This is a genomic window from Pseudomonas sp. LH21 (assembly GCF_036549575.1).
GTDB classification, from domain to species: domain Bacteria; phylum Pseudomonadota; class Gammaproteobacteria; order Pseudomonadales; family Pseudomonadaceae; genus Aquipseudomonas; species Aquipseudomonas peradeniyensis.
This window is the reverse complement of sequence record NZ_CP144367.1, coordinates 1112636-1133714: the sequence shown is the minus strand read 5'-3', so window position 1 is coordinate 1133714 and position 21079 is coordinate 1112636. Positions and strand designations below refer to the sequence as shown.

Below are 21079 nucleotides of genomic sequence, written 5' to 3'. Positions count from 1 at the left end.
TTAGCCGCATTATTTACCTGATCGTGACATTTCTGCGCTTGACCTCGAGCATGGATGATAAGCATTATCATTCACCCGAAAAACGACCAGGTTTCCCCGTGAGTCAGTCCCGGTTCAACTCAGTGTTCCTCACCCAGCGCCTCTCCCTGCTGCGCACCTTGCAGCGCATGGTGGGCAACTCCAGCACCGCCGAGGACCTGCTGCAGGAAACCTACCTGCGGGTCACCCGCGCCCTGGGCGAGCGGCCGATCGAACACCTCGAGCCCTTCGTCTTCCAGACCGCGCGCAACCTGGCCCTGGACCACCTGCGGGCACGTCGGGTGCAGGCGCGCACGCTGGTGGACGATGTGCCCGAGCAGGTCCTGCACAATGTCGCCGCCCCCTCGGCCAGCAGCGAGGACGCCACCCACGCCGAGCAACTGCTCAAGCACCTGAGCGTCAGCCTCGGCCAGCTCAGCGAACGCCAGCAGCGCATCTTCATCCTCAGCCGCCTGCACGGCGCCAGCTACCTGGAAATCGCCGACCAACTGAAGGTCTCGGCCAGCACTGTGCAGAAAGAGCTGAAACTGATCATGGCCATCTGCATGGGCGTGGCCGATCGTCACCAGTGATGCGACCGCTCGCCGCTGCCCCGCGCAAAGCCCTTGCCATGGACCGGGCCTGCACTGATCATGCGCAAAAAAAGCCCCTCTCAAGGATCCCCCGTGACCGACCACCCCACCCCTCGCCCGTCACCCGCCGAGCCTGATGCCCGCGCCCGTGCCCGCGAGGAGGCGCTGGACTGGTTGATCCGCCTGCAGTGCGCCAGCGAGGACGACACCCGCGCCTTCGAGCACTGGCTGGGGGCCGAGCCGGAAAACGCCGAGGCCTATGTCGAGGCCGAAGCACTTTGGAACGGCGCCTCGCTGCGCCAGGCCGCCGGCCAGTTGCAACACAGGCGCAAGCGCTCGCTCGCCGGGCGCCTGCGCAGCCACTGGAAACCGCTGGCCACCGCCGCCGTGCTGCTGGTCGGGCTGTTCACCTTCGGCAACCTGCCGGTGCGCCTGCAGGCCGACCACCTGACCGTGGTCGGCGAACGCCAGCGCCTGGAGCTGGACCCGGGCGCCAAGGTGCTGCTCAACACCAACTCGGCCTTCGCCAGCGACGAGCGAGAGGGCCGCAAGGTCGCCCGCCTGCTGCAGGGCGAGGCGTACTTCCAGGTATCCAATACCAGCCAGCCGCCCCTGGAAGTCCAGGCCGGCCCGTTGCGCGCCAGCGTGCGCGACACCGACTTCGCCGTGCGCTACCTCGATGGCGAGGCCCAGGTGCGGGTGCAGCGCGGCGATGTCGACCTGCAGGCCGCGAGCGACCAGCGCATCCGCCTGAGCGCCGGCGACAGCATCAGCGTCGGCCCCAAGGGGTTCGGCCAGCGTCAGCGCCCCGACATGAGCAAGGACCTGGCCTGGGTCGAAGGCCGCCTGGTGTTCGAGAACTGCCCGCTGAGCCAGGTGCTCGCGGAAGTCCGCCGCTATTACCCGGGTTGGATCATCAATAGCAACGCCCACCTGGAGCAGGTCGCGGTCACCGGCAACTACCGCCTCGACCAGCCGCTGGAAACCCTGCGCGCCCTCGCCCATATCACCTCGGCGCAACTGCACGAGTACCCAGCCGTGGTGATTCTCAACTGACCCGGTAAGTTTTTTTACGCGATCACCCTGCCTCGCCCGTCTCGTTATAGCCAATACGATTGATTCTCGTTCGAAAACGAGAACAAGCACCGCCTATAACTCACGCGCGACAGGGAGCGCTTTCGATGCCCACAGGTCAGACCCGCCCGTCCACTTCTTCCCGCCGTCGCGGGCAATTGTCCCTGCTGACCCTGGCCCTGCTCGCCAGCGGCGCCTGCAGCCTGCCGGCGCTGGCCGTGGAACCGGCCCAGGCCAGCAGCCCGCGCATGGGCGACTACCGTTTCGCCATCGCCCAGCAGCCGCTGGTCGAGGCCATCAACGCCTTCAGCAAGGTGACCGGCTGGCAGGTCGGCTTCAGCGCCGAGCTCGCCGATGGCGTGGCCTCGCCCGGCGTGCAGGGCTCGCTGGCCCCGGAGATGGCGCTGCAACGCCTGCTGCGCGGCACCGGCCTGGGCTACCGCAAGATCGGCAACGGCAACGTGGTGCTCGAGCGCCAGTCCGCCGACAACGCCATCGCCCTGCAACAGGTGACCGTCAGCGCCACCCGCAGCGCCCAGGATGTCAGCCAGGTGCCGAGCACCGTCAGCGTGCAGACCCGCGAACAGCTGGATCGGCAGAACGTCAACGATATCAAGCAACTGGTGCGCTACGAGCCCGGCGTGTCGGTGTCCGGCAGCGGCCAGCGCAGCGGCCTGAACGGCTACAACATCCGCGGTATCGATGGCGACCGGGTGCTGACCCAGGTGGACGGCGTGTCGATTCCCGACAGCTTCTTCAACGGCCCCTACGCCCAGACCCAGCGCAACTATGTCGACCCCGAGATCGTCAAGCGCGTGGAGATCCTGCGTGGCCCGGCCTCCGTGCTGTACGGCAGCAACGCCATCGGCGGCGCGGTGAGCTACTACACCCTTGACCCCGAAGACATCATCAAGCCTGGCAAGGATGTCGGCGCACGCCTGAAGACCGGCTACAGCTCCGCCGACGAAAACTGGCTGACCTCGGCCACCGTCGCGGGCCGCCAGGGTGACTTCGACGGCCTGCTGCACCTCAGCCAGCGCAATGGCCATGAGACCGAGTCCTATGGCGGGCATGGCGGCGTCGGCATCAACCGGACCAAAGCCAACCCCGAGGACGTTCGCACCACCAACGTGCTGGCCAAGCTGGGCTGGAACTACGCCGACGACGCGCGCCTCGGGTTGACCTACGAGCACTACAAGGATGATCGCGACCAGAACATCCTCAGCGCAGTGGGCGGACCGTTCAACGGTGGCTCGCCCATGGGCATGTACCGCAGCCGCACCGGCAACGATACCGTCACCCGCGAGCGTTTCGGCATCAATCATGAATTCGGCCTGGATTCGCTGGTCGCCGACCACGTCAAGTGGAGCCTGAACTACCAGATCGCCAAGACCGACCAGGCAACCTCGGAAATCTACTTCCCGTTCAGCCGTACCGTGCTGCGCGAACGCGACACCACCTACAAGGACCGCCAATGGGTGCTTGATGCCCAGCTGGACAAGGCGTTCCGCATTGGTGAAACCGACCACCTGCTCACCTACGGCACCACGCTCAAGCACGAAAAGATCACCGGCCTGCGCACCGGCAAGGGCACCTGCCTGGTGGTGGGCGGCGCCTGCCGATTCATTGGCCAGACCAGCCCGGCCGACACCCCGGCGCCGGTCAGCGATTTCCCGGATCCGACCGTCAACACCTACAGCCTGTTCGCCCAGGACGAGATCCGCTGGAACAACTGGACCTTCCTGCCAGGCGCTCGCTACGACTACACCCGCATCGATCCGAAGATGACCGCCGAATACCTGCGCGGCGTGCAGAGCACCAGCCCCACCGGGCAAAGCCGTCTGAACGACGACGACAAGAAATGGCACCGCGTATCGCCCAAGCTGGGCGTGACCTATGCCTTCAACGACAACTACACCTGGTACGGGCAGTACGCCGAAGGTTTCCGCACGCCGAGCGCCAAGGCGATCTGGGGCCGCTTCGAAAACCTCGCCGGCGGCTATGTGGTCGAGCCCAACCCGGGGCTGGAGCCTGAGAAGAGCAAGAGCTACGAAACCGGCCTGCGTGGCAACTTCGACGCCGGCAACTTCGATGTCGCGGTGTTCTACAACAAGTACCGCGACTTCATCAACGAAGAGGCCGTGCAGTCGACCAACCTGGGGACCTCCTTCCAGGCCAACAACATCAAGCACGCCACCATCAAGGGCGCCGAAGTCAAGGGCCGCCTCAACCTGGATCGCTTCGGCGCGCCTGAAGGCCTGTACACCGTCGGTTCCATCGCCTATGCCTACGGGCGCAACGACGACACCGGGCAACCGCTGAACAGCGTCAACCCGCTGACCGGCGTATTCGGCCTGGGCTACGAGCAGGTCGACTATGGCACCCAGCTCAGCTGGACCGTGGTCAAGCGCAAGAACCGCGTGGACGACACCAAGTTCTTCGCCCCCGACGGTTCCAGCTCGAACTTCCGCACACCCGGCTACGGTGTGCTGGACCTGACCGGCTTCTACCGGATCACCGACGACCTGACCGTCAACGGCGGCATCTACAACCTGGCCGACAAGAAGTACTGGCAGTGGGATGACGTGCGCAAGTACGCCATGGTCGGCGACCAGAATGGCGTGGGCGAAGCCGCCGTCACCCAGCCGGCCAACCTGGATCGCCTGACAGCGCCGGGACGCAACTTCGCCATCAACCTGGTGTGGGATATCTGACCGATCGAGATCGACGTCACCGCCATCGCGGGGCAGGCCCGCTCCCACAGCCCCGCGATGGCCCCGGCTCTAGATCATGAGAATGATTTCACTTCGCAGGTGAGGTTTTTTTACTGTCCCGCGTCTTCTGTTTCGTCTTGTCACTAGACAGCCCCATTTTCCAAGGATGCCCCCATGACCGCCCCTTCCACCGAACGCGCCGCCCTGCGCTCCCAGCGCCTGAACCAGGTCACCCACGCCCCGCACACCGAGCTGGACGCCCTGGTCAAATCGCACAAGCCGTTCGACAGCCGTGAAAGCTTCGCCCGCTTCGTGGTTGCCCAGTACCTGTTCCAGTCCGAGCTGCAGGCGCTGTACACCGACCCGCAACTGATCGCCATCGTGCCCGACCTCGCCGCGCGTTGCCGCGCCGAACAGGCCCGCCTGGACCTGGCCGACCTCGACACCGAAGTGCCCGCGCCCTTCGCCGGCGCCCTGGGCAAGCCAAGCCTGGGTGAGGCCCTGGGCTGGATCTTCGTCTCCGAAGGCTCCAAACTGGGCGCCGCGTTCCTGATCAAGCGCGCCGTGGCCCTGGAGCTGTCCGAGACCTTCGGTGCCCGTCACCTGGGCGAGCCGGCCGGTGGCCGTGCCGAGGGTTGGAAGCAGTTCACACGCATCCTCGACAGCCTGGAGCTGTCGCCCGAGGAAGACGCCGCCGCCGAACGTGGCGCGGTTGCCGCCTTCGAGCGCTTCACCGAGCTGCTCAAGCATGCCTACGCCGCCGATGCCGCGCTGGCCTGACACGCTTTACCCGGCCGCCTGCGGGCGGCCACACCGTTGCAGTGAGACCATGACCCGAATTGCCCGCTCGAAACTGTCCCGCCTGCTCTACGCGATCCTGGCCTATGTCAGCCTGGGCATTGGCCTCGTGGCCATCGTCATTCCCGGGCTGCCCACCACCGAGTTCATCCTCCTCGCCGCCTGGGCCGCGACCCGCAGCTCGCCGCGCCTGTCCGCCTGGCTGGAGAACCACCGGCTATTCGGTCCGATTCTCTACAACTGGCGCAACGGCAAGGTGATCCAGCGCCGCGCCAAGGTCAGCGCGACCATCAGCATGCTGCTGTGCGCCGGCCTGATGCTGACCTTCCTCGAGCACCACTGGCCGGTGTTCCTCGCCATCGCCGGCATGACCCTGGGCAACCTGTGGATCTGGTCGCGTCCGGAACGTCCGACGCCACCAGCCGCTGTCGAACTGCAAGGTTGATTCATTTGCGCTGCGGCGCCGGATGTACTGCAATGGGATCCACGAAGGAGGATCCGGCATGCAGCCATTGCTCGACACCATCGCCCATTCACTACAACTCTCCCCCACCGCCGTAAGTTGGCACGGCATCGGCGCCCTGCCCTCCACATTTGCAGTAACCGAACTGGCCGCCGCCAGCCTCGCCGCCTGCGGCCTGGCCCTGGCCGATCTGCTCCGGGGCCAGTCGGGCCACTGCCCTCTGGTGCACATCGACCGCCGCCTGGCGTCCTTCTGGTTCGCCACCAGCCTGCGGCCTGGCGGCTGGGAGCCACCGCCGCTGTGGGATGCCATCGCCGGCGACTATCAGGCCCGCGACGGCTGGATCCGCCTGCACACCAACGCGGCGCACCACCGCACCGCCGCCCTGCGGGTACTGGGTGCCCAAGCCGACCGTGCCAGTGTCGCCAACAAGGTCGCCCGCTGGGACGCCGATGCACTGGAAGCTGCAGTAGTGAGAGCCGGTGGCTGCGCGGCGCGGATGCGCAGTTGGCCCGAATGGTGCGCGCATCCCCAGGGATTGGCAGTGAACCAGGAACCGCTGATCCTGCGCCAGGTCTTCACCGCAACCACCCTGGCCTGGCGCGGCAGCGCAGATCGACCGTTGGCCGGCATCAAGGTCCTCGACCTCACCCGCATCCTCGCCGGCCCCATCGCCACCCGCCTGCTGGCCGCTTTTGGTGCCGACGTGCTACGGATAGACCCACCCGACTGGGAAGAGCCCGCGGTGGCCGCCGAGGTTACCCTGGGCAAGCGCTGCGCCCGCCTAGACCTACGCACTCTTGCCGGCCGTCAATGCTTCGAGCGCTTGCTGGCCGAGGCCGATGTACTGGTACACGGTTACCGCGCCGATGCCTTCGAACGGCTCGACCTGGGTGTCGAACGACGACGCCAGCTCAACCCCGGGCTGATCGATGTGAGCCTGAACGCCTATGGCTGGAGCGGCCCCTGGCAAGACCGGCGCGGATTCGACAGCCTGGTGCAGATGAGCACCGGCATCGCCCGCGAAGGCATGCGCTGGCGCCAGGCGGATCGGCCTGTACCACTACCGGTGCAGGCGCTGGATCACGCCACCGGATACCTGATGGCGGCCGAAGTGATACGGGCGCTGGGGCGAGGCGAGGGATGCCGGTCGAGGCTGTCACTGGCACGCACGGCGGCATTGCTGATCGAACGAGGCACCGTGGAAGAGGACCTGGCGCTGGCCGCAGAATCGGCGCTGGACATCGATCCGCGCATCGAACGCACACCTTGGGGCGAAGCACAGCGGATCAGAGCGCCGTTGAAAGTGGGCGAGGCCACCATGAGCTGGGCGCGGGGAGCCTGCGAGCTTGGTTCCGCACCTGCCCAGTGGTGACTGCCAGATCCCCTGTAGGAGCGGCCTTGTGCCGCGAAAGGGCTGCGTAGCAGCCCCGGCAATCCTGAGGCATTCCTGAAACCCAGGGGCCGCTGCGCGTCCCTTTCGCGGCACAAGGCCGCTCCTACAGGGTCAATGCCCGGCCTGATCACAGGCTCAACAACCCCGAATACAGGGCGTACGCCGCCAGCCCCGCCCCCGCCAGCACCGCCGCGAAGATCAATTTCTCCCACGCAGTGAACAGCACCTGCCCCTGCTCTTGCTTGGCCCGGGCGAACAGGATCACCCCAGGCGCATACAGCAGCGCCGACAGCAGCACGTACTTGAGCCCTCCGGCATACAGCAGCCAGACCGCGTACAGCAGCGCGATCGCCGCCACCAGCAGGTCCTTGCGCCGCAGCCCCGCCTGCCCCTGGTAGCCTTCACCGCGGCAGGCCAGCAGCACCGCATAGGCCGCCGACCAGAAGTACGGCACCAGGATCATCGATGACGCCAGGTAGATCAGGCTGGTGTAGGTCCCCGCCGAGAACAGCGTGATCAGCAGGAAGCCCTGGATCATCACATTGGTCAGCCACAGGGCGTTGGCCGGCACCTGGTTGGCATTCTCCCGCGCCAGGAAGCGCGGCATGGTCTTGTCCCGGGCGGTGGCATAGAGAATCTCGGCGCACAGCAGCGCCCACGACAGCAATGCACCCAGCAGCGACACCGCCAGGCCGATGCTGATCAACAGCGCCCCCCACGGCCCGACGATATGCTCCAGCACCGAAGCCAAGGAGGGGTTCTGCAAGCCAGCCAGCTCCGGCTGGGTCATCACCCCCAGCGACAGCACGTTGACCAGCACCAGCAACGCCAGCACGCCGAGAAAACCGACCACGGTGGCCTTGCCCACGTCCGAGCGATGCAGCGCCCGCCCCGAATAGACACTCGCGCCCTCGATGCCGATGAACACGAACACCGTCACCAGCATCATGTTGCGCACCTGCTCCAGCACGCTGCCGAACTGCGGATTGCTCAGGCCCCAGATGTCGCGGGTAAAGATGTCGGCGCGAAAGGCGAAGGCGGCGATGACGATGAACATCAGCAGCGGCACGACCTTGGCCACGGTGGTCACCTGGTTGATGAAGGCGGCCTCCTTGATGCCGCGCAGCACCAGGAAATGCACCGCCCACAGCAGCAGCGAGGCGCAGCCGATGGCCACCGGCGTGTTGCCTTCGCCGAACACCGGGAAATAGAAGCCCAGGGTACTGAACAGCAACACGAAGTAGCCGACGTTACCCAGCCAGGCACTGATCCAGTAGCCCCACGCGGAAGAAAAGCCCATGTAGTCGCCGAAGCCGGCCTTGGCGTAGGCGTACACCCCGGAGTCCAGCTCCGGCTTGCGGTTGGCCAGGGTCTGGAACACGAAGGCCAGCGCCAGCATCCCCACCGCGGTGATGCCCCAGCCGATCAGCACCGCCCCGACATCGGCGCGGGCCGCCATGTTCTGCGGCAACGAGAAGATCCCGCCACCGATCATCGAGCCGACCACCAGCGCGATCAGCGCACCTAGGCGCAGTTTCTGTCCCGGTTCGCTCATAGGACTCCTCGTGCGCGGGCGCGCGTGAACGTATTGGCCGACACTATTGTTACAAGTTTTTTATCAAATAAAGCCATTAAACCTATAGCACTCATAACCATGCTGTCTATACCGACACCTTAATAAAAACCACATTAGTCGACTACTTTGCGGATCGTCTAAACCCGTCGCTATTTGCTGTGAAAAATTTGCGAAAACCGCAAAACGGACTAACTTCTCAGTTCGCAGGCGAAACGGAGCGTTTGCTCTAGAAAGGCATGGAGGTGCCAGCGCACAAGGCCTGCGTCAGAGCTGTCGGCATCCTCCAGGAGGCGCGTGAAGGATTTTTCTGATCTTCATGCGGGCATGAACTGATCTAAGTCAGCGAATGATCCAGGCGTCAGATTTATTCTGAGGTCAACTTTCTCCTGGTACGGAGTCGTTAAATGTCTGATTCTCCCGGAAAACTAAAACTAGGTGCACTCGTTGCACTTGTCGTCGGCTCGATGATCGGTGGCGGGATCTTCTCGTTGCCCCAGAACATGGCCGCCAGCGCTGGCGTCGGCGCCGTGCTGATCGGCTGGGCCATCACTGCGGTGGGCATGCTCACCCTCGCCTTCGTCTTCCAGACCCTGGCCAACCGCAAGCCCGATCTTGACGGCGGGGTGTACGCCTACGCCAAGGCCGGTTTCGGCGACTACATGGGCTTCTCTTCGGCCTGGGGCTACTGGATCAGTGCCTGGCTGGGCAACGTCGGCTACTTCGTGCTGCTGTTCAGCACCCTGGGGTATTTCTTCCCGGTATTCGGTGAAGGCAACACCCCGGCGGCGGTGATCGGTGCTTCGATCCTGCTGTGGGCCGTGCACTTCCTGGTGCTGCGCGGCATCAAGGAAGCCGCCTTCATCAACCTGGTCACCACCGTGGCCAAGGTCGTGCCGCTGGCGTTGTTCGCGCTGATCTGCCTGTTCGCCTTCAAGCTCGACGTATTCACCGCCGACATCTGGGCCGTCGGCACGCCGGAGCTGGGCAGCGTGATGAACCAGGTGCGCAACATGATGCTGGTAACCGTGTGGGTGTTCATCGGCATCGAAGGCGCGAGCATCTTCTCTTCCCGTGCAGAAAAACGCTCCGACGTCGGCAAGGCCACGGTCATCGGCTTCGTCACCGTGCTGCTGTTCCTGGTGCTGGTCAACGTGCTGTCGCTGGGCGTGATGACCCAGCCGGAGCTGGCCAAGCTGCAGAACCCGTCGATGGCCGCGGTGCTGGAACACGTGGTCGGCCACTGGGGCGCGGTGCTGATCAGCGTCGGCCTGATCATCTCGCTGCTGGGCGCCCTGCTGTCGTGGGTGCTGCTTTGCGCCGAGATCATGTTCGCCGCCGCCAAGGACCACACCATGCCGGAGTTCCTGCGCCGCGAGAACGCCAACCATGTGCCGGCCAACGCCCTGTGGCTGACCAACGCCATGGTGCAGATCTTCCTGGTCATCACCCTGTTCTCCAACAGCACCTACCTGTCGCTGATCTACCTCGCCACCTCGATGATCCTGGTGCCCTACCTGTGGTCGGCGGCCTATGCCTTCCTGCTGGCCTGGCGCAGCGAAACCTACGAACAGGCCCTGGCCGAACGCAAGAAAGACCTGATCATCGGCGGCATCGCCCTGCTCTACGCGATCTGGCTGCTCTACGCCGGCGGCGTGAAATACCTGCTGCTCTCGGCCCTGCTCTACGCCCCTGGCGCGATCCTGTTCGCCAAGGCCAAGCGCGAAGTTGGCCAACCGATCTTCACCAGCGTGGAAAAACTGATCTTCGCCGCCGTGGTCGCGGGCGCCCTGGTGGCAGCCTATGGCCTGTACGACGGCTTCCTGACTCTCTGAACCCCACGTCTTCGCTTTACAGGAGGATTCACCATGTCCACTGAGAAACAGAAATACGGCGTCCATTCCGAAGCCGGCAAGCTGCGCAAAGTGATGGTCTGCAGCCCGGGCCTGGCGCACAAGCGCCTGACCCCGAGCAACTGCGACGAACTGCTGTTCGACGACGTGATCTGGGTCGACCAGGCCAAGCGCGACCACTTCGACTTCGTCACCAAGATGCGCGAGCGCGGCGTCGATGTGCTGGAGATGCACAACCTGCTGACCGACATCGTCCAGCAACCCGAAGCGTTGAAGTGGATTCTCGACCGCAAGATCACCTCCGACACCGTCGGCGTCGGCCTCACCAATGAAGTGCGCAGCTGGCTCGAAGGCCTCGATCCACGCCACCTGGCCGAATTCCTGATCGGCGGCGTGGCCGGCCAGGACCTGCCGGAAAGCGAAGGCGCCAGCGTGGTCAAGATGTACAACGACTACCTGGGCCACTCCAGCTTCATCCTGCCGCCACTGCCCAACACCCAGTTCACCCGCGACACCACCTGCTGGATCTACGGCGGCGTGACGCTCAACCCGATGTACTGGCCGGCGCGACGCCAGGAAACCTTGCTGACCACCGCCATCTACAAGTTCCACAAGGAGTTCACCAACGCCGACTTCCAGGTCTGGTACGGCGACCCGGACAAGGACCACGGCAACGCCACCCTCGAAGGCGGCGACGTGATGCCGATCGGCAAGGGCGTCGTGCTCATCGGCATGGGCGAGCGCACCTCGCGCCAGGCCATCGGCCAACTGGCACAGAACCTGTTCGCCAAGGGCGCGGTGGAGAAAGTCATCGTCGCCGGCCTGCCGAAATCCCGCGCCGCGATGCACCTGGACACCGTGTTCAGCTTCTGCGACCGCGACCTGGTCACGGTCTTCCCGGAAGTGGTCAAGGAGATCGTGCCGTTCATCATCCGTCCGGACGAAAGCAAGCCGTATGGCATGGACGTGCGCCGCGAGAACAAGTCGTTCATCGAAGTGGTCGGCGAGCACCTGGGGGTCAAGCTGCGCGTGGTCGAGACCGGCGGCAACAGCTTCGCCGCCGAGCGCGAACAATGGGATGACGGCAACAACGTGGTGGCCGTGGAGCCCGGCGTGGTCATCGGCTACGACCGCAACACCTACACCAACACCTTGCTGCGCAAGGCCGGGATCGAGGTCATCACCATCAGCGCCGGCGAGCTGGGCCGGGGCCGCGGCGGCGGCCACTGCATGACCTGCCCGATCGTGCGCGACCCTATCGACTACTAACGCCCATCGAACCCGGCCGCGCCCACGAGGCGGCGGCCGGACACCTCACCGAATCCTAGGAGAACCGTCATGGCGTTCAACATCCACAACCGCAACCTGCTCAGCCTCGAACATCACAGCACCCGCGAGCTGCGCTACCTGCTGGACCTGTCCCGCGACCTCAAGCGCGCCAAGTACACCGGTACCGAGCAGCAGCACCTGAAGGGCAACAACATCGCCTTGATCTTCGAGAAGACCTCGACCCGCACCCGCTGCGCCTTCGAAGTCGCCGCCTACGACCAGGGCGCCAACGTCACCTACATCGACCCCAACTCCTCGCAGATCGGCCACAAGGAGAGCATGAAGGACACCGCCCGCGTGCTCGGGCGCATGTACGACGCCATCGAGTACCGTGGCTTCAAGCAGGAGATCGTCGAGGAACTGGCCAAGTTCGCCGGCGTGCCGGTGTTCAACGGCCTGACCGACGAGTACCACCCGACCCAGATGATCGCCGACGTGCTGACCATGCGTGAGCACAGCGACAAGCCGCTGCACGACATCAGCTACGCCTACCTGGGTGACGCCCGCAACAACATGGGCAACTCGCTGCTGCTGATCGGCGCCAAGCTCGGCATGGACGTGCGCATCGCCGCGCCCAAGGCCCTGTGGCCCCATGACGACCTGGTCGAGCGCTGCCATAAATACGCCGAGGAAAGCGGCGCGCGCATCACCCTGACCGAAGACCCGAAAGCCGCGGTCAAGGGCGTGGACTTCGTCCACACCGACGTCTGGGTGTCGATGGGTGAGCCGATCGAAGCCTGGGGCGAGCGCATCAAACTGCTCAAGCCCTACCAGGTGAACAAGGATCTGATGAAAGCCACCGGCAATCCACGCACCAAGTTCATGCACTGCCTGCCAGCGTTCCACAACTCCGAGACCAAGGTCGGCAAGCAGATCGCCGAGCAGTATCCGGACCTGGCCAACGGCATCGAAGTCACCGATGACGTGTTCGAGTCGCCGGCGTGCATCGCCTTCGAGCAGGCGGAAAACCGCATGCACACGATCAAGGCGATCCTGGTGTCGACCCTGGCTGACCTTTGATGGCCATGTAGGGTTCCTCGGTGGGAGCGGGCTTGCCCCGCGATAGCGCCAGCCGCGATGGCATCGTTGCCTGGTCCGACGCCATCGCGGGTCAAGCCCGCTCCCACGATTACAGGTTTTCCACGAAAGGACATTCCCCATGCGTATCGTTGTTGCATTGGGCGGCAACGCCCTGCTGCGCCGCGGCGAGCCGATGACCGCCGACAACCAGCGCGCCAATATCCGCACCGCCACCGAGCAGATCGCCAAGATCCACCCCGGCAATGAACTGGTCATCGCCCACGGCAACGGCCCGCAGGTCGGCCTGCTGTCGCTGCAGGGGCTGTCGTACAAGCCGGATGAAGCCTATCCGCTGGACGTGCTCGGCGCCGAGACCGAAGGCATGATCGGCTACATGATCGAACAGGAGCTGGGCAACCTGCTGGCCTTCGAGGTGCCGTTCGCCACCCTGCTCACCCAGGTGGAAGTGGACGCCAACGACCCGGCGTTCAAGGATCCGACCAAGTTCATTGGCCCGGTCTACGCCAAGGACGAGGCCGAGCGCCTGGCCAAGGAAAAAGGCTGGGTGGTCAAGCCCGACGGCGACAAGTACCGCCGCGTGGTGGCCAGCCCGAAACCCAAGCGCATCTTCGAGATCCGCCCGATCAAGTGGCTGCTGGAGAAGAGCAGCATCGTGATCTGCGCCGGCGGCGGCGGCATCCCCACCATGTACGACGAGAACCGCAAGCTCAAGGGCATCGAGGCGGTGATCGACAAGGACCTGTGCTCGGCGCTGCTGGCCGAACAGCTGGAAGCCGACCTGCTGATCATCGCCACCGACGTCGACGCGGCGTACATCGATTTCGGCAAACCGACCCAGAAGGCCATCGCCCAGGCCCACCCTGAGGAGCTCGAGAAGCTCGGTTTCGCTGCAGGCTCCATGGGGCCGAAGGTGCAGGCCGCCTGCGATTTCGCCCGCCACACCGGCAAGGTGGCGGTGATCAGCTCGCTGGAGAACATCGAGGACATCGTCAAGGGCACCGCCGGCACGCGGGTTTCCACCGCCAAGCCCGGTATCAGCTACCGTTGAATGCAGTTGGCGGGTGCCTGGCGCCCGCCGTTTTCAACCTTCCGGAGGACTCGCCATGGCCCAGTATCAACCTGGTCACGTGCATATCGAGCGCACCGCGCTGAACACCAACGACCACAGCTACGACCTGTGCATCGACTACGAGGCCGTGTCGGACCCGAGTGAAGGCCGCGGCATCCAGTTCCGCATGCATGGCAAGATCGAAGGCAAGGCGGTGGACGAAAAGTTCTTCCTGGCCAAGGACCAGGTACTGCCGAGTTTTTTGATGCAACTGAGCCGCAAGGCCCAGTCCTACCTGCCAGCGCCGAAGAAGTTCGAGAACCTCGGCTCGCCGCACAAGCTGTATGACTACATGTTCGAAGACATTCGCACCAAGCTGGATGTGAAATCGGGTGACCCGATCAAGCCTGAACATCTGGAGTGATCCTTGGGGCCGCTGCGCGGCCCTTTCGCGGCACAAGGCCGCTCCTACAGGGATCGCACGCCCCTGTAGGAGCGGCCTTGTGCCGCGAAAGGGCTGCGCAGCAGCCCCGGCAACAGTGGGCTAGAACGACATCGCAAGGCATACTGACGCCCATCCCGGCCAAAGCCTCGCTCATCATGCGCATCCACGTCAGCTTCATCGACCGCGTCGGCATCACCCAGGAAGTCCTGGCCCTGCTCGGCGCCCGCAACCTCAACCTCGATGCCGTGGAGATGGTCCCGCCAAACGTCTACATCGACGCCCCGACCCTCAGCCCCGCCGTGCTTGAAGAGCTGCACGACGCCCTGCTCGAGGTGCACGGCGTGCAATCGGTGGAAGTGGTCGACATCCTCCCCGGCCAACGCCGGCACCTGCAGCTCGACGCCCTGCTCGCCGCCATGAGCGACCCGGTGCTGGCGGTGGACAGCGCGGGCAAGGTGCTGCTGGCCAACCCGGCGCTGATCGCCCTGTGCGGACGTGAGTCCGCCGGGCGTTCGGTGGGCGAACTGTTCGGTGATCCGGACCTGCTCCAGGCCCTGCTGGACAACAATTTCCACCTGCCCATGCGCGAAATGCAGTTGAACGGCCAGAGCCTACTGCTCGATGCCACGCCGATCACCCACGCCGGCGGCCTGCTGACCCTTTACCCGCCCAACCGCATGGGCGAACGCCTGTCGGCACTGCACCACGATCACGCCGAGGGTTTCGACGCCATGCTCGGCGACTCCCCGGCAATCCGCACCCTCAAGGCCCGCGCCTTGCGCGTGGCCACCCTCGATGCGCCACTGCTGGTGCACGGCGAGACAGGCACCGGCAAGGAACTGGTGGCCCGTGCCTGCCACGCCATCAGCAGTCGCCATGCCGCGCCGTTCCTGGCCCTCAACTGCGCGGCGCTGCCCGAGAGCCTGGCCGAGAGCGAACTGTTCGGCTATGCCCCCGGCGCCTTCACCGGCGCGCAACGTGGCGGCAAGCCCGGGCTGATGGAGCTGGCCAACCAGGGCACGGTGTTCCTCGACGAGATCGGCGAAATGTCGCCGTACCTGCAGGCCAAGCTCCTGCGTTTTCTCAGCGACGGCAGCTTCCGCCGGGTCGGCGGCGACCGCGAGGTGAAAGTGGATGTGCGCATCATCAGCGCCACTCACCGCGACCTGGAACGCATGGTCGCCGAGGGCACCTTCCGCGAAGACCTGTTCTACCGCCTCAACGTGCTCAACCTGCAAGTCCCGCCCCTGCGCGAGCGCGGCCAGGACATCCTGTCGCTGGCGCAGTTCTTCATGCAGCAGGCCTGCACCCAGATCCAGCGCCCAGCCTGCCGACTGGCGCCTGCCACGCATCCGGCGCTGCTGGCCAACCCCTGGCCGGGCAATGTGCGCCAGCTACAGAACGTGATCTTCCGCGCCGCGGCCATCTGTGAAAGCAACTTGGTGGATATCGATGACCTGGATATCGCTGGCACCTCGGTGGCACGCGGCCAGGATGGCGAGGTGGCCAGCCTGGAACAGGCGGTGGGGGATTTCGAGCGCGAACTGTTGCAGCGCCTGTATGCCAGCTACCCCTCGACCCGGCAGTTGGCCGGACGCTTGCAGACTTCGCATACGGCCATTGCCCAGCGCTTGCGCAAGTACGGAATTCCAACCCGAGGTTGACTCAGGCCACACCTGTCGTATCGATTTCATTACGACGTAACGATATCGATACACATCCATTTGCATGCGCCTTTGCAAGGGTTTGATCCTGCAACGCTTTTGATTTCCTGCTCATCTGTATCGATTTCGTTCCAAGCGAATGACATAAAACCTACGAAATATAATTAACTTATTGATTAATAAGGATTTTTGTTATCTGGCCGCATTATTGCTAAGGGAATTCCAACCTTAAGAGCGCGGAGCCTACCGCGCCCAACGCCCCCTGCTTCCCGAGGAATTCCCATGAGCGAGTTGCGTTTCACCGAAGATCACGAATGGCTGCGCGTCGAAGCCGATGGCAGCGTCACCGTGGGCATTACCGCCTACGCCCAGAACGCCCTCGGCGACGTGGTCTATGTGCAACTGCCGGAACTGCAGCAGTACGACAAGGGCGCCGAAGCCTCCACCGTGGAATCGGTCAAAGCCGCCAGCGGCGTGTACATGCCGCTGACCGGTGAAGTGGTCGCTGTCAATGAAGGCCTGAACGACAGCCCCGAGCTGGTCAACGAAGACCCGCTGGGCGAAGGCTGGTTCTTCCGCTTCATCCCCGCCGACATGAGCCAAGTGGCCGCCCTGCTCGACCAGGCTGCCTACGACCGCCTGCTCAAAGCCAACGACGACGCCTGAGGTACCGCACCATGACCCTCAACCTCGGCACCGCCAACGAATTCATCGCCCGTCACATCGGCCCGCGCGCCGCTGACGAGCAAGCCATGCTCACCACCCTGGGCTTCGACTCGCTGGAGGCCATGACCGCCGCAGTCATCCCCGACAGCATCAAGGGCACCAGCGTGCTCGGCAGCGAAGACGGCCAGAGCGAGGCCGATGCCCTCGCCGCGCTGAAAGCCATTGCCGGCAAGAACCAGCTGTTCAAGAGCTACATCGGCCAGGGCTATTACAACACCCACACCCCGGCGCCGATCCTGCGCAACCTCCTGGAAAACCCGGCCTGGTACACCGCCTACACCCCGTACCAGCCAGAGATCTCCCAAGGCCGCCTGGAAGCGCTGCTGAACTTCCAGACCCTGATCAGCGACCTCACCGGCCTGCCGATCGCCAACGCCTCCCTGCTCGACGAGGCCACCGCCGCCGCCGAAGCCATGACCTTCTGCAAGCGCCTGTCGAAGAACAAGGCCAGCCACGCCTTCTTCGCCTCCGTGCACAGCCACCCGCAGACCCTCGACGTGCTGCGCACCCGTGCCGAGCCGCTGGGCATCGAGGTGGTGGTGGGCGACGAACGTGAACTGGGCGACGTCAGCGCCTACTTCGGCGCCTTGCTGCAATACCCGGCCAGCAACGGTGACGTGTTCGACTACCGCGAAGTGGTGCAGCGCTTCCACGCCACCGGCGCCCTGGTGGCCGTGGCCGCCGACCTGCTGGCCCTGACCCTGCTCACCCCGCCAGGCGAGTTCGACGCCGACGTGGCCATTGGCAGCGCCCAGCGCTTTGGTGTGCCGCTGGGCTTCGGTGGCCCGCACGCGGCCTACTTCGCCACCCGCGATGCGTTCAAGCGTGACATGCCGGGCCGCCTGGTCGGCGTGTCGATCGACCGCTTCGGCAAGAGCGCCCTGCGCCTGGCCATGCAGACCCGCGAACAGCACATCCGCCGCGAGAAGGCCACCAGCAACATCTGCACCGCCCAGGTGCTGCTGGCCAACATCGCCAGCATGTACGCCGTGTACCACGGCCCGGCCGGCCTCAAGCGCATCGCCGAACGCACCCACGCGCTGACCGCGATCCTCGCCACCGGCCTGACCAAGCTGGGCGTGAAAGTTGTCACCGACGAGTTCTTCGACACCCTGACCCTGGCCACCGGCAGCGCCACCGCCGCCCTGCACGACAAGGCCCGCGCCCAGGGCATCAACCTGCGCCAGGTCGACATCACCCAGCTGGGCCTGTCGCTGGACGAAACCAGCAGCCAGGCCGATGTCGAGGCCCTGTGGCAGCTGTTCGCCGACGGCCAGGCCACCCCTGACTTCACCGCCCTGGCCAACACTGTCGCCGTGCGCCTGCCGGCTGGCCTGCTGCGCCAGTCGGCCATCCTCGAGCACCCGGTGTTCAACCGCTATCACAGCGAAACCGAGCTGATGCGCTACCTGCGCCGCCTGGCCGACAAGGACCTGGCGCTGGACCGCAGCATGATCCCGCTGGGCTCGTGCACCATGAAGCTCAACGCCGCCAGTGAGATGATCCCGGTGACCTGGGCCGAGTTCGGCAACCTGCACCCGTTCGCCCCGGCCGAGCAGAGCCAGGGCTACCTGCAGATGACCACCGAGCTGGAAGCCATGCTCTGCGCCGCCACCGGCTATGACGCCGTGTCGCTGCAGCCCAACGCCGGTTCCCAGGGCGAGTACGCAGGCCTGCTGGCGATCCGTGCCTACCACCGCAGCCGCGGTGACAGCCACCGCGACATCTGCCTGATCCCGTCCTCGGCCCACGGCACCAACCCCGCCACTGCGCACATGGCCGGCATGCGCGTGGTGGTCACCGCCTGCGACGCCCGCGGCAACGTCGACATCGACGACCTGCGCGCCAAGGCCATCGAGCACCGCGAGCGCCTGGCGGCGATCATGATCACCTACCCGTCGACCCACGGCGTGTTCGAGGAAGCCATCGGCGAGATCTGCGCGATCATCCATGACAACGGCGGCCAGGTGTACATCGACGGCGCCAACATGAACGCCATGGTCGGCCTGTGTGCCCCGGGCAAGTTCGGCGGCGACGTCTCGCACCTGAACCTGCACAAGACCTTCTGCATCCCCCACGGCGGTGGCGGCCCGGGCGTCGGCCCGATCGGCGTCAAGTCGCACCTGGTGCCGTTCCTTCCCGGCCACGCGACGCTGGAGAACACTGCCGGTGCCGTGTGCGCCGCACCGTTCGGCAGCGCCAGCATTCTGCCGATCACCTGGATGTACATTCGCATGATGGGTGGCGCGGGCCTCAAGCGCGCCTCGCAGATGGCGATCCTCAACGCCAACTACATCGCCCGTCGCCTGGAAGAGCACTATCCTGTGCTGTACACCGGCGGCAACGGCCTGGTGGCGCATGAGTGCATCCTCGACCTGCGTCCGCTCAAGGACACCAGCGGCATCAGCGTCGACGACGTGGCCAAGCGCCTGATCGACTTCGGCTTCCACGCCCCGACCATGTCCTTCCCGGTGGCCGGCACGCTGATGATCGAACCGACCGAAAGCGAGTCCAAAGAGGAACTGGACCGCTTCTGCAACGCGATGATCCAGATCCGCGAGGAAATTCGCGCCGTCGAGAATGGCAGCCTGGACAAGGACGACAACCCGCTGAAGAACGCCCCGCACACCGCGGCGGAGCTGGCCGGCGAATGGACCCACGGCTACAGCCGCGAGCAGGCGGTGTACCCGCTGCCGAGCCTGGTGGAAGGCAAGTACTGGCCACCGGTGGGCCGAGTCGACAACGTGTTCGGCGACCGCAACCTGGTCTGCGCCTGCCCGTCGATCGAGAGCTATCAGGACGTCTGATAGCCCAGGCCTGCCCACACCTGTGAGGCGGGCCTCGGCCCCTGTGGGAGCGGGTTTACCCGCGAATGCAATAGTGAATTCACCGACGCATTCGCGGGTAAACCCGCTCCCACAGGGTCACCATCAACCCCAAGAGCCGGTTAGGAGATCACCATGTCCCTGAGCGTCTTCGACCTGTTCAAGATCGGCATCGGCCCCTCCAGCTCGCACACAGTCGGCCCGATGCGCGCCGCCGCGCGCTTCGCCGAAGGCCTGCGCCGTGACGGCCTGCTGGACGGCACGGTCAGCGTCAAGGCCGAGCTGTACGGCTCGCTCGGCGCCACCGGCAAGGGTCACGGCAGCGACAAGGCCGTGCTGCTGGGCCTGGAAGGCGAACATCCCGATACCGTCGACACCGAAACCATACCCGCCCGCCTGCAGGCGATCCGCGACAGCGGCCGCCTGCGCCTGCTCGGCGAACATGAAATCGTCTTCGTCGAGAAGCAGCACCTGGCGATGATCCGCAAGCCGCTGGACTACCACCCCAACGGCATGATCTTCCGCGCCTTCGACGCCGCCGGCCTGCAGATCCGCAGCCGCGAGTACTACTCGGTGGGCGGCGGCTTCGTGGTCGACGAGGAGGCCGCAGGCCACGACCGCATCGTCGAGGACAGCACCGTGCTGGCCTACCCGTTCAAGACCGGCAAGGAACTGCTGGCCCATTGCACCACCCAGCAGCTGTCGTTCAGCCAGGTGATGCTGGCCAACGAAGCCGCCTGGCGCCCGGAGGCCGAGACCCGCGCCGGCCTGCTGCGCATCTGGCAGGTGATGCAGGACTGCGTCGAGGCGGGTTGCAGGCATGAGGGCATCCTGCCCGGCGGGCTCAAGGTCAAGCGCCGGGCGCCGGCGCTGTACCGCCAGCTCAGCCGTCATCCGGAGGCCAGCCTGCGTGACGCGCTGTCGGTGCTCGACTGGGTCAACCTCTATGCCCTGGCGGTGAACGAGGAGAACGCTTATGGCGGGCGGGTGGTCACCGCACCGACCAACGGCGCCGCCGGCATCGTCCCGGCGGTGTTGCACTACTACATGCGCTTCGTCCCTGGCGCCAATGAGGACGGGGTGGTGCGCTTCCTGCTCACCGCGGCGGCGATCGGCATCCTCTACAAGGAAAATGCGTCGATCTCCGGCGCCGAGGTCGGCTGCCAGGGCGAGGTCGGCGTGGCCTGCTCGATGGCCGCCGGCGCCCTGTGCGAAGTGATGGGCGGCAGCCCGCAGCAGGTGGAGAACGCCGCCGAGATCGGCATGGAACACAACCTGGGCCTGACCTGCGACCCCATCGGCGGGCTGGTCCAGGTGCCCTGCATCGAGCGCAACGCCATGGGCTCGGTGAAAGCGATCAACGCGGTGCGCATGGCCCTGCGCGGCGACGGGCAGCACTACGTCTCCCTCGACAAGGTCATCCGCACCATGCGCCAGACCGGCGCCGACATGAAAAGCAAATACAAGGAGACCGCCCGCGGCGGTCTGGCCGTCAACATCATCGAATGTTGACCCGAAC

16 protein-coding genes are annotated in these 21079 nt (G+C 65.2%); 15 read left to right on the top strand and 1 reads right to left on the bottom strand.

The window, feature by feature from the left end:
- Nucleotides 1–98 precede the first annotated feature (98 nt).
- The 6 genes from VUG52_RS05350 (at nt 99) to VUG52_RS05325 (ending at nt 7035) form a co-directional block, all read left to right on the top strand.
- Entirely contained in the window at nt 99–611 is a 513-nt protein-coding gene (locus tag VUG52_RS05350; RefSeq protein ID WP_050704136.1) for an RNA polymerase sigma factor, read from the top strand.
- A 93-nt stretch (nt 612–704) separates the two neighbouring features.
- Nucleotides 705–1667 (top strand): FecR family protein, encoded by a 963-nt coding sequence (locus tag VUG52_RS05345; protein ID WP_050704135.1) that lies wholly within the window; start codon nt 705–707, stop codon nt 1665–1667.
- A 125-nt stretch (nt 1668–1792) separates the two neighbouring features.
- Nucleotides 1793–4399 (top strand): TonB-dependent receptor, encoded by a 2607-nt coding sequence (locus VUG52_RS05340; RefSeq protein WP_050704134.1) that lies wholly within the window; start codon nt 1793–1795, stop codon nt 4397–4399.
- Between the two features lie 174 nt (nt 4400–4573).
- Nucleotides 4574–5179 carry a biliverdin-producing heme oxygenase gene (locus VUG52_RS05335; RefSeq protein ID WP_028691979.1) on the top strand — a complete coding sequence of 202 codons (606 nt, stop codon included), beginning with the start codon at nt 4574–4576 and terminating at the stop codon, nt 5177–5179.
- A gap of 49 nt (nt 5180–5228) precedes the next feature.
- Nucleotides 5229–5642, top strand: a complete 414-nt coding sequence (locus VUG52_RS05330; protein ID WP_050704133.1) for a YbaN family protein — start codon at nt 5229–5231, stop codon at nt 5640–5642.
- Nucleotides 5643–5700: 58 nt separating this feature from the next.
- On the top strand, nt 5701–7035 hold the full coding sequence (locus VUG52_RS05325) for a CoA transferase (protein WP_050704132.1): 1335 nt from the start codon (nt 5701–5703) through the stop codon (nt 7033–7035).
- 148 nt (nt 7036–7183) lie between these two features.
- Here VUG52_RS05325 and arcD (VUG52_RS05320) read toward each other — a convergent pair whose 3' ends face one another.
- Nucleotides 7184–8611 carry an arginine-ornithine antiporter gene (gene arcD, locus VUG52_RS05320; RefSeq protein ID WP_050704131.1) on the bottom strand — a complete coding sequence of 476 codons (1428 nt, stop codon included), beginning with the start codon at nt 8609–8611 and terminating at the stop codon, nt 7184–7186.
- A gap of 425 nt (nt 8612–9036) precedes the next feature.
- On the opposite strand from arcD (VUG52_RS05320), the gene arcD (VUG52_RS05315) reads away from it, so the two are divergent.
- From arcD (VUG52_RS05315) to VUG52_RS05275, 9 genes are all read left to right on the top strand, one after another.
- Nucleotides 9037–10464, top strand: coding sequence for an arginine-ornithine antiporter (arcD, locus tag VUG52_RS05315; RefSeq protein WP_050704130.1), 1428 nt, complete (start codon nt 9037–9039; stop codon nt 10462–10464).
- A 33-nt stretch (nt 10465–10497) separates the two neighbouring features.
- Nucleotides 10498–11751, top strand: coding sequence for an arginine deiminase (arcA, locus tag VUG52_RS05310; RefSeq protein ID WP_028691983.1), 1254 nt, complete (start codon nt 10498–10500; stop codon nt 11749–11751).
- Between the two features lie 69 nt (nt 11752–11820).
- On the top strand, nt 11821–12831 hold the full coding sequence (locus VUG52_RS05305) for an ornithine carbamoyltransferase (protein ID WP_050704129.1): 1011 nt from the start codon (nt 11821–11823) through the stop codon (nt 12829–12831).
- A gap of 139 nt (nt 12832–12970) precedes the next feature.
- Complete coding sequence (gene arcC, locus VUG52_RS05300; protein ID WP_050704128.1) at nt 12971–13900, top strand: carbamate kinase; 930 nt, start codon at nt 12971–12973, stop codon at nt 13898–13900.
- 55 nt (nt 13901–13955) lie between these two features.
- Nucleotides 13956–14324 carry a DUF5064 family protein gene (locus VUG52_RS05295; RefSeq protein WP_050704127.1) on the top strand — a complete coding sequence of 123 codons (369 nt, stop codon included), beginning with the start codon at nt 13956–13958 and terminating at the stop codon, nt 14322–14324.
- Nucleotides 14325–14500: 176 nt separating this feature from the next.
- Nucleotides 14501–16009, top strand: coding sequence for a sigma-54-dependent transcriptional regulator (locus tag VUG52_RS05290; RefSeq protein WP_050704126.1), 1509 nt, complete (start codon nt 14501–14503; stop codon nt 16007–16009).
- Nucleotides 16010–16291: 282 nt separating this feature from the next.
- Nucleotides 16292–16675: a glycine cleavage system protein GcvH gene (gcvH, locus tag VUG52_RS05285; RefSeq protein WP_050704125.1), complete on the top strand. Its 384-nt coding sequence runs from the start codon at nt 16292–16294 to the stop codon at nt 16673–16675.
- 11 nt (nt 16676–16686) lie between these two features.
- A complete protein-coding gene (gcvP, locus tag VUG52_RS05280; RefSeq protein WP_050704124.1) occupies nt 16687–19542 on the top strand; it encodes an aminomethyl-transferring glycine dehydrogenase in 2856 nt (951 codons plus the stop codon).
- Nucleotides 19543–19695: 153 nt separating this feature from the next.
- Nucleotides 19696–21072 (top strand): L-serine ammonia-lyase, encoded by a 1377-nt coding sequence (locus VUG52_RS05275; RefSeq protein ID WP_050704123.1) that lies wholly within the window; start codon nt 19696–19698, stop codon nt 21070–21072.
- The last annotated feature ends 7 nt before the right edge of the window (nt 21073–21079 follow it).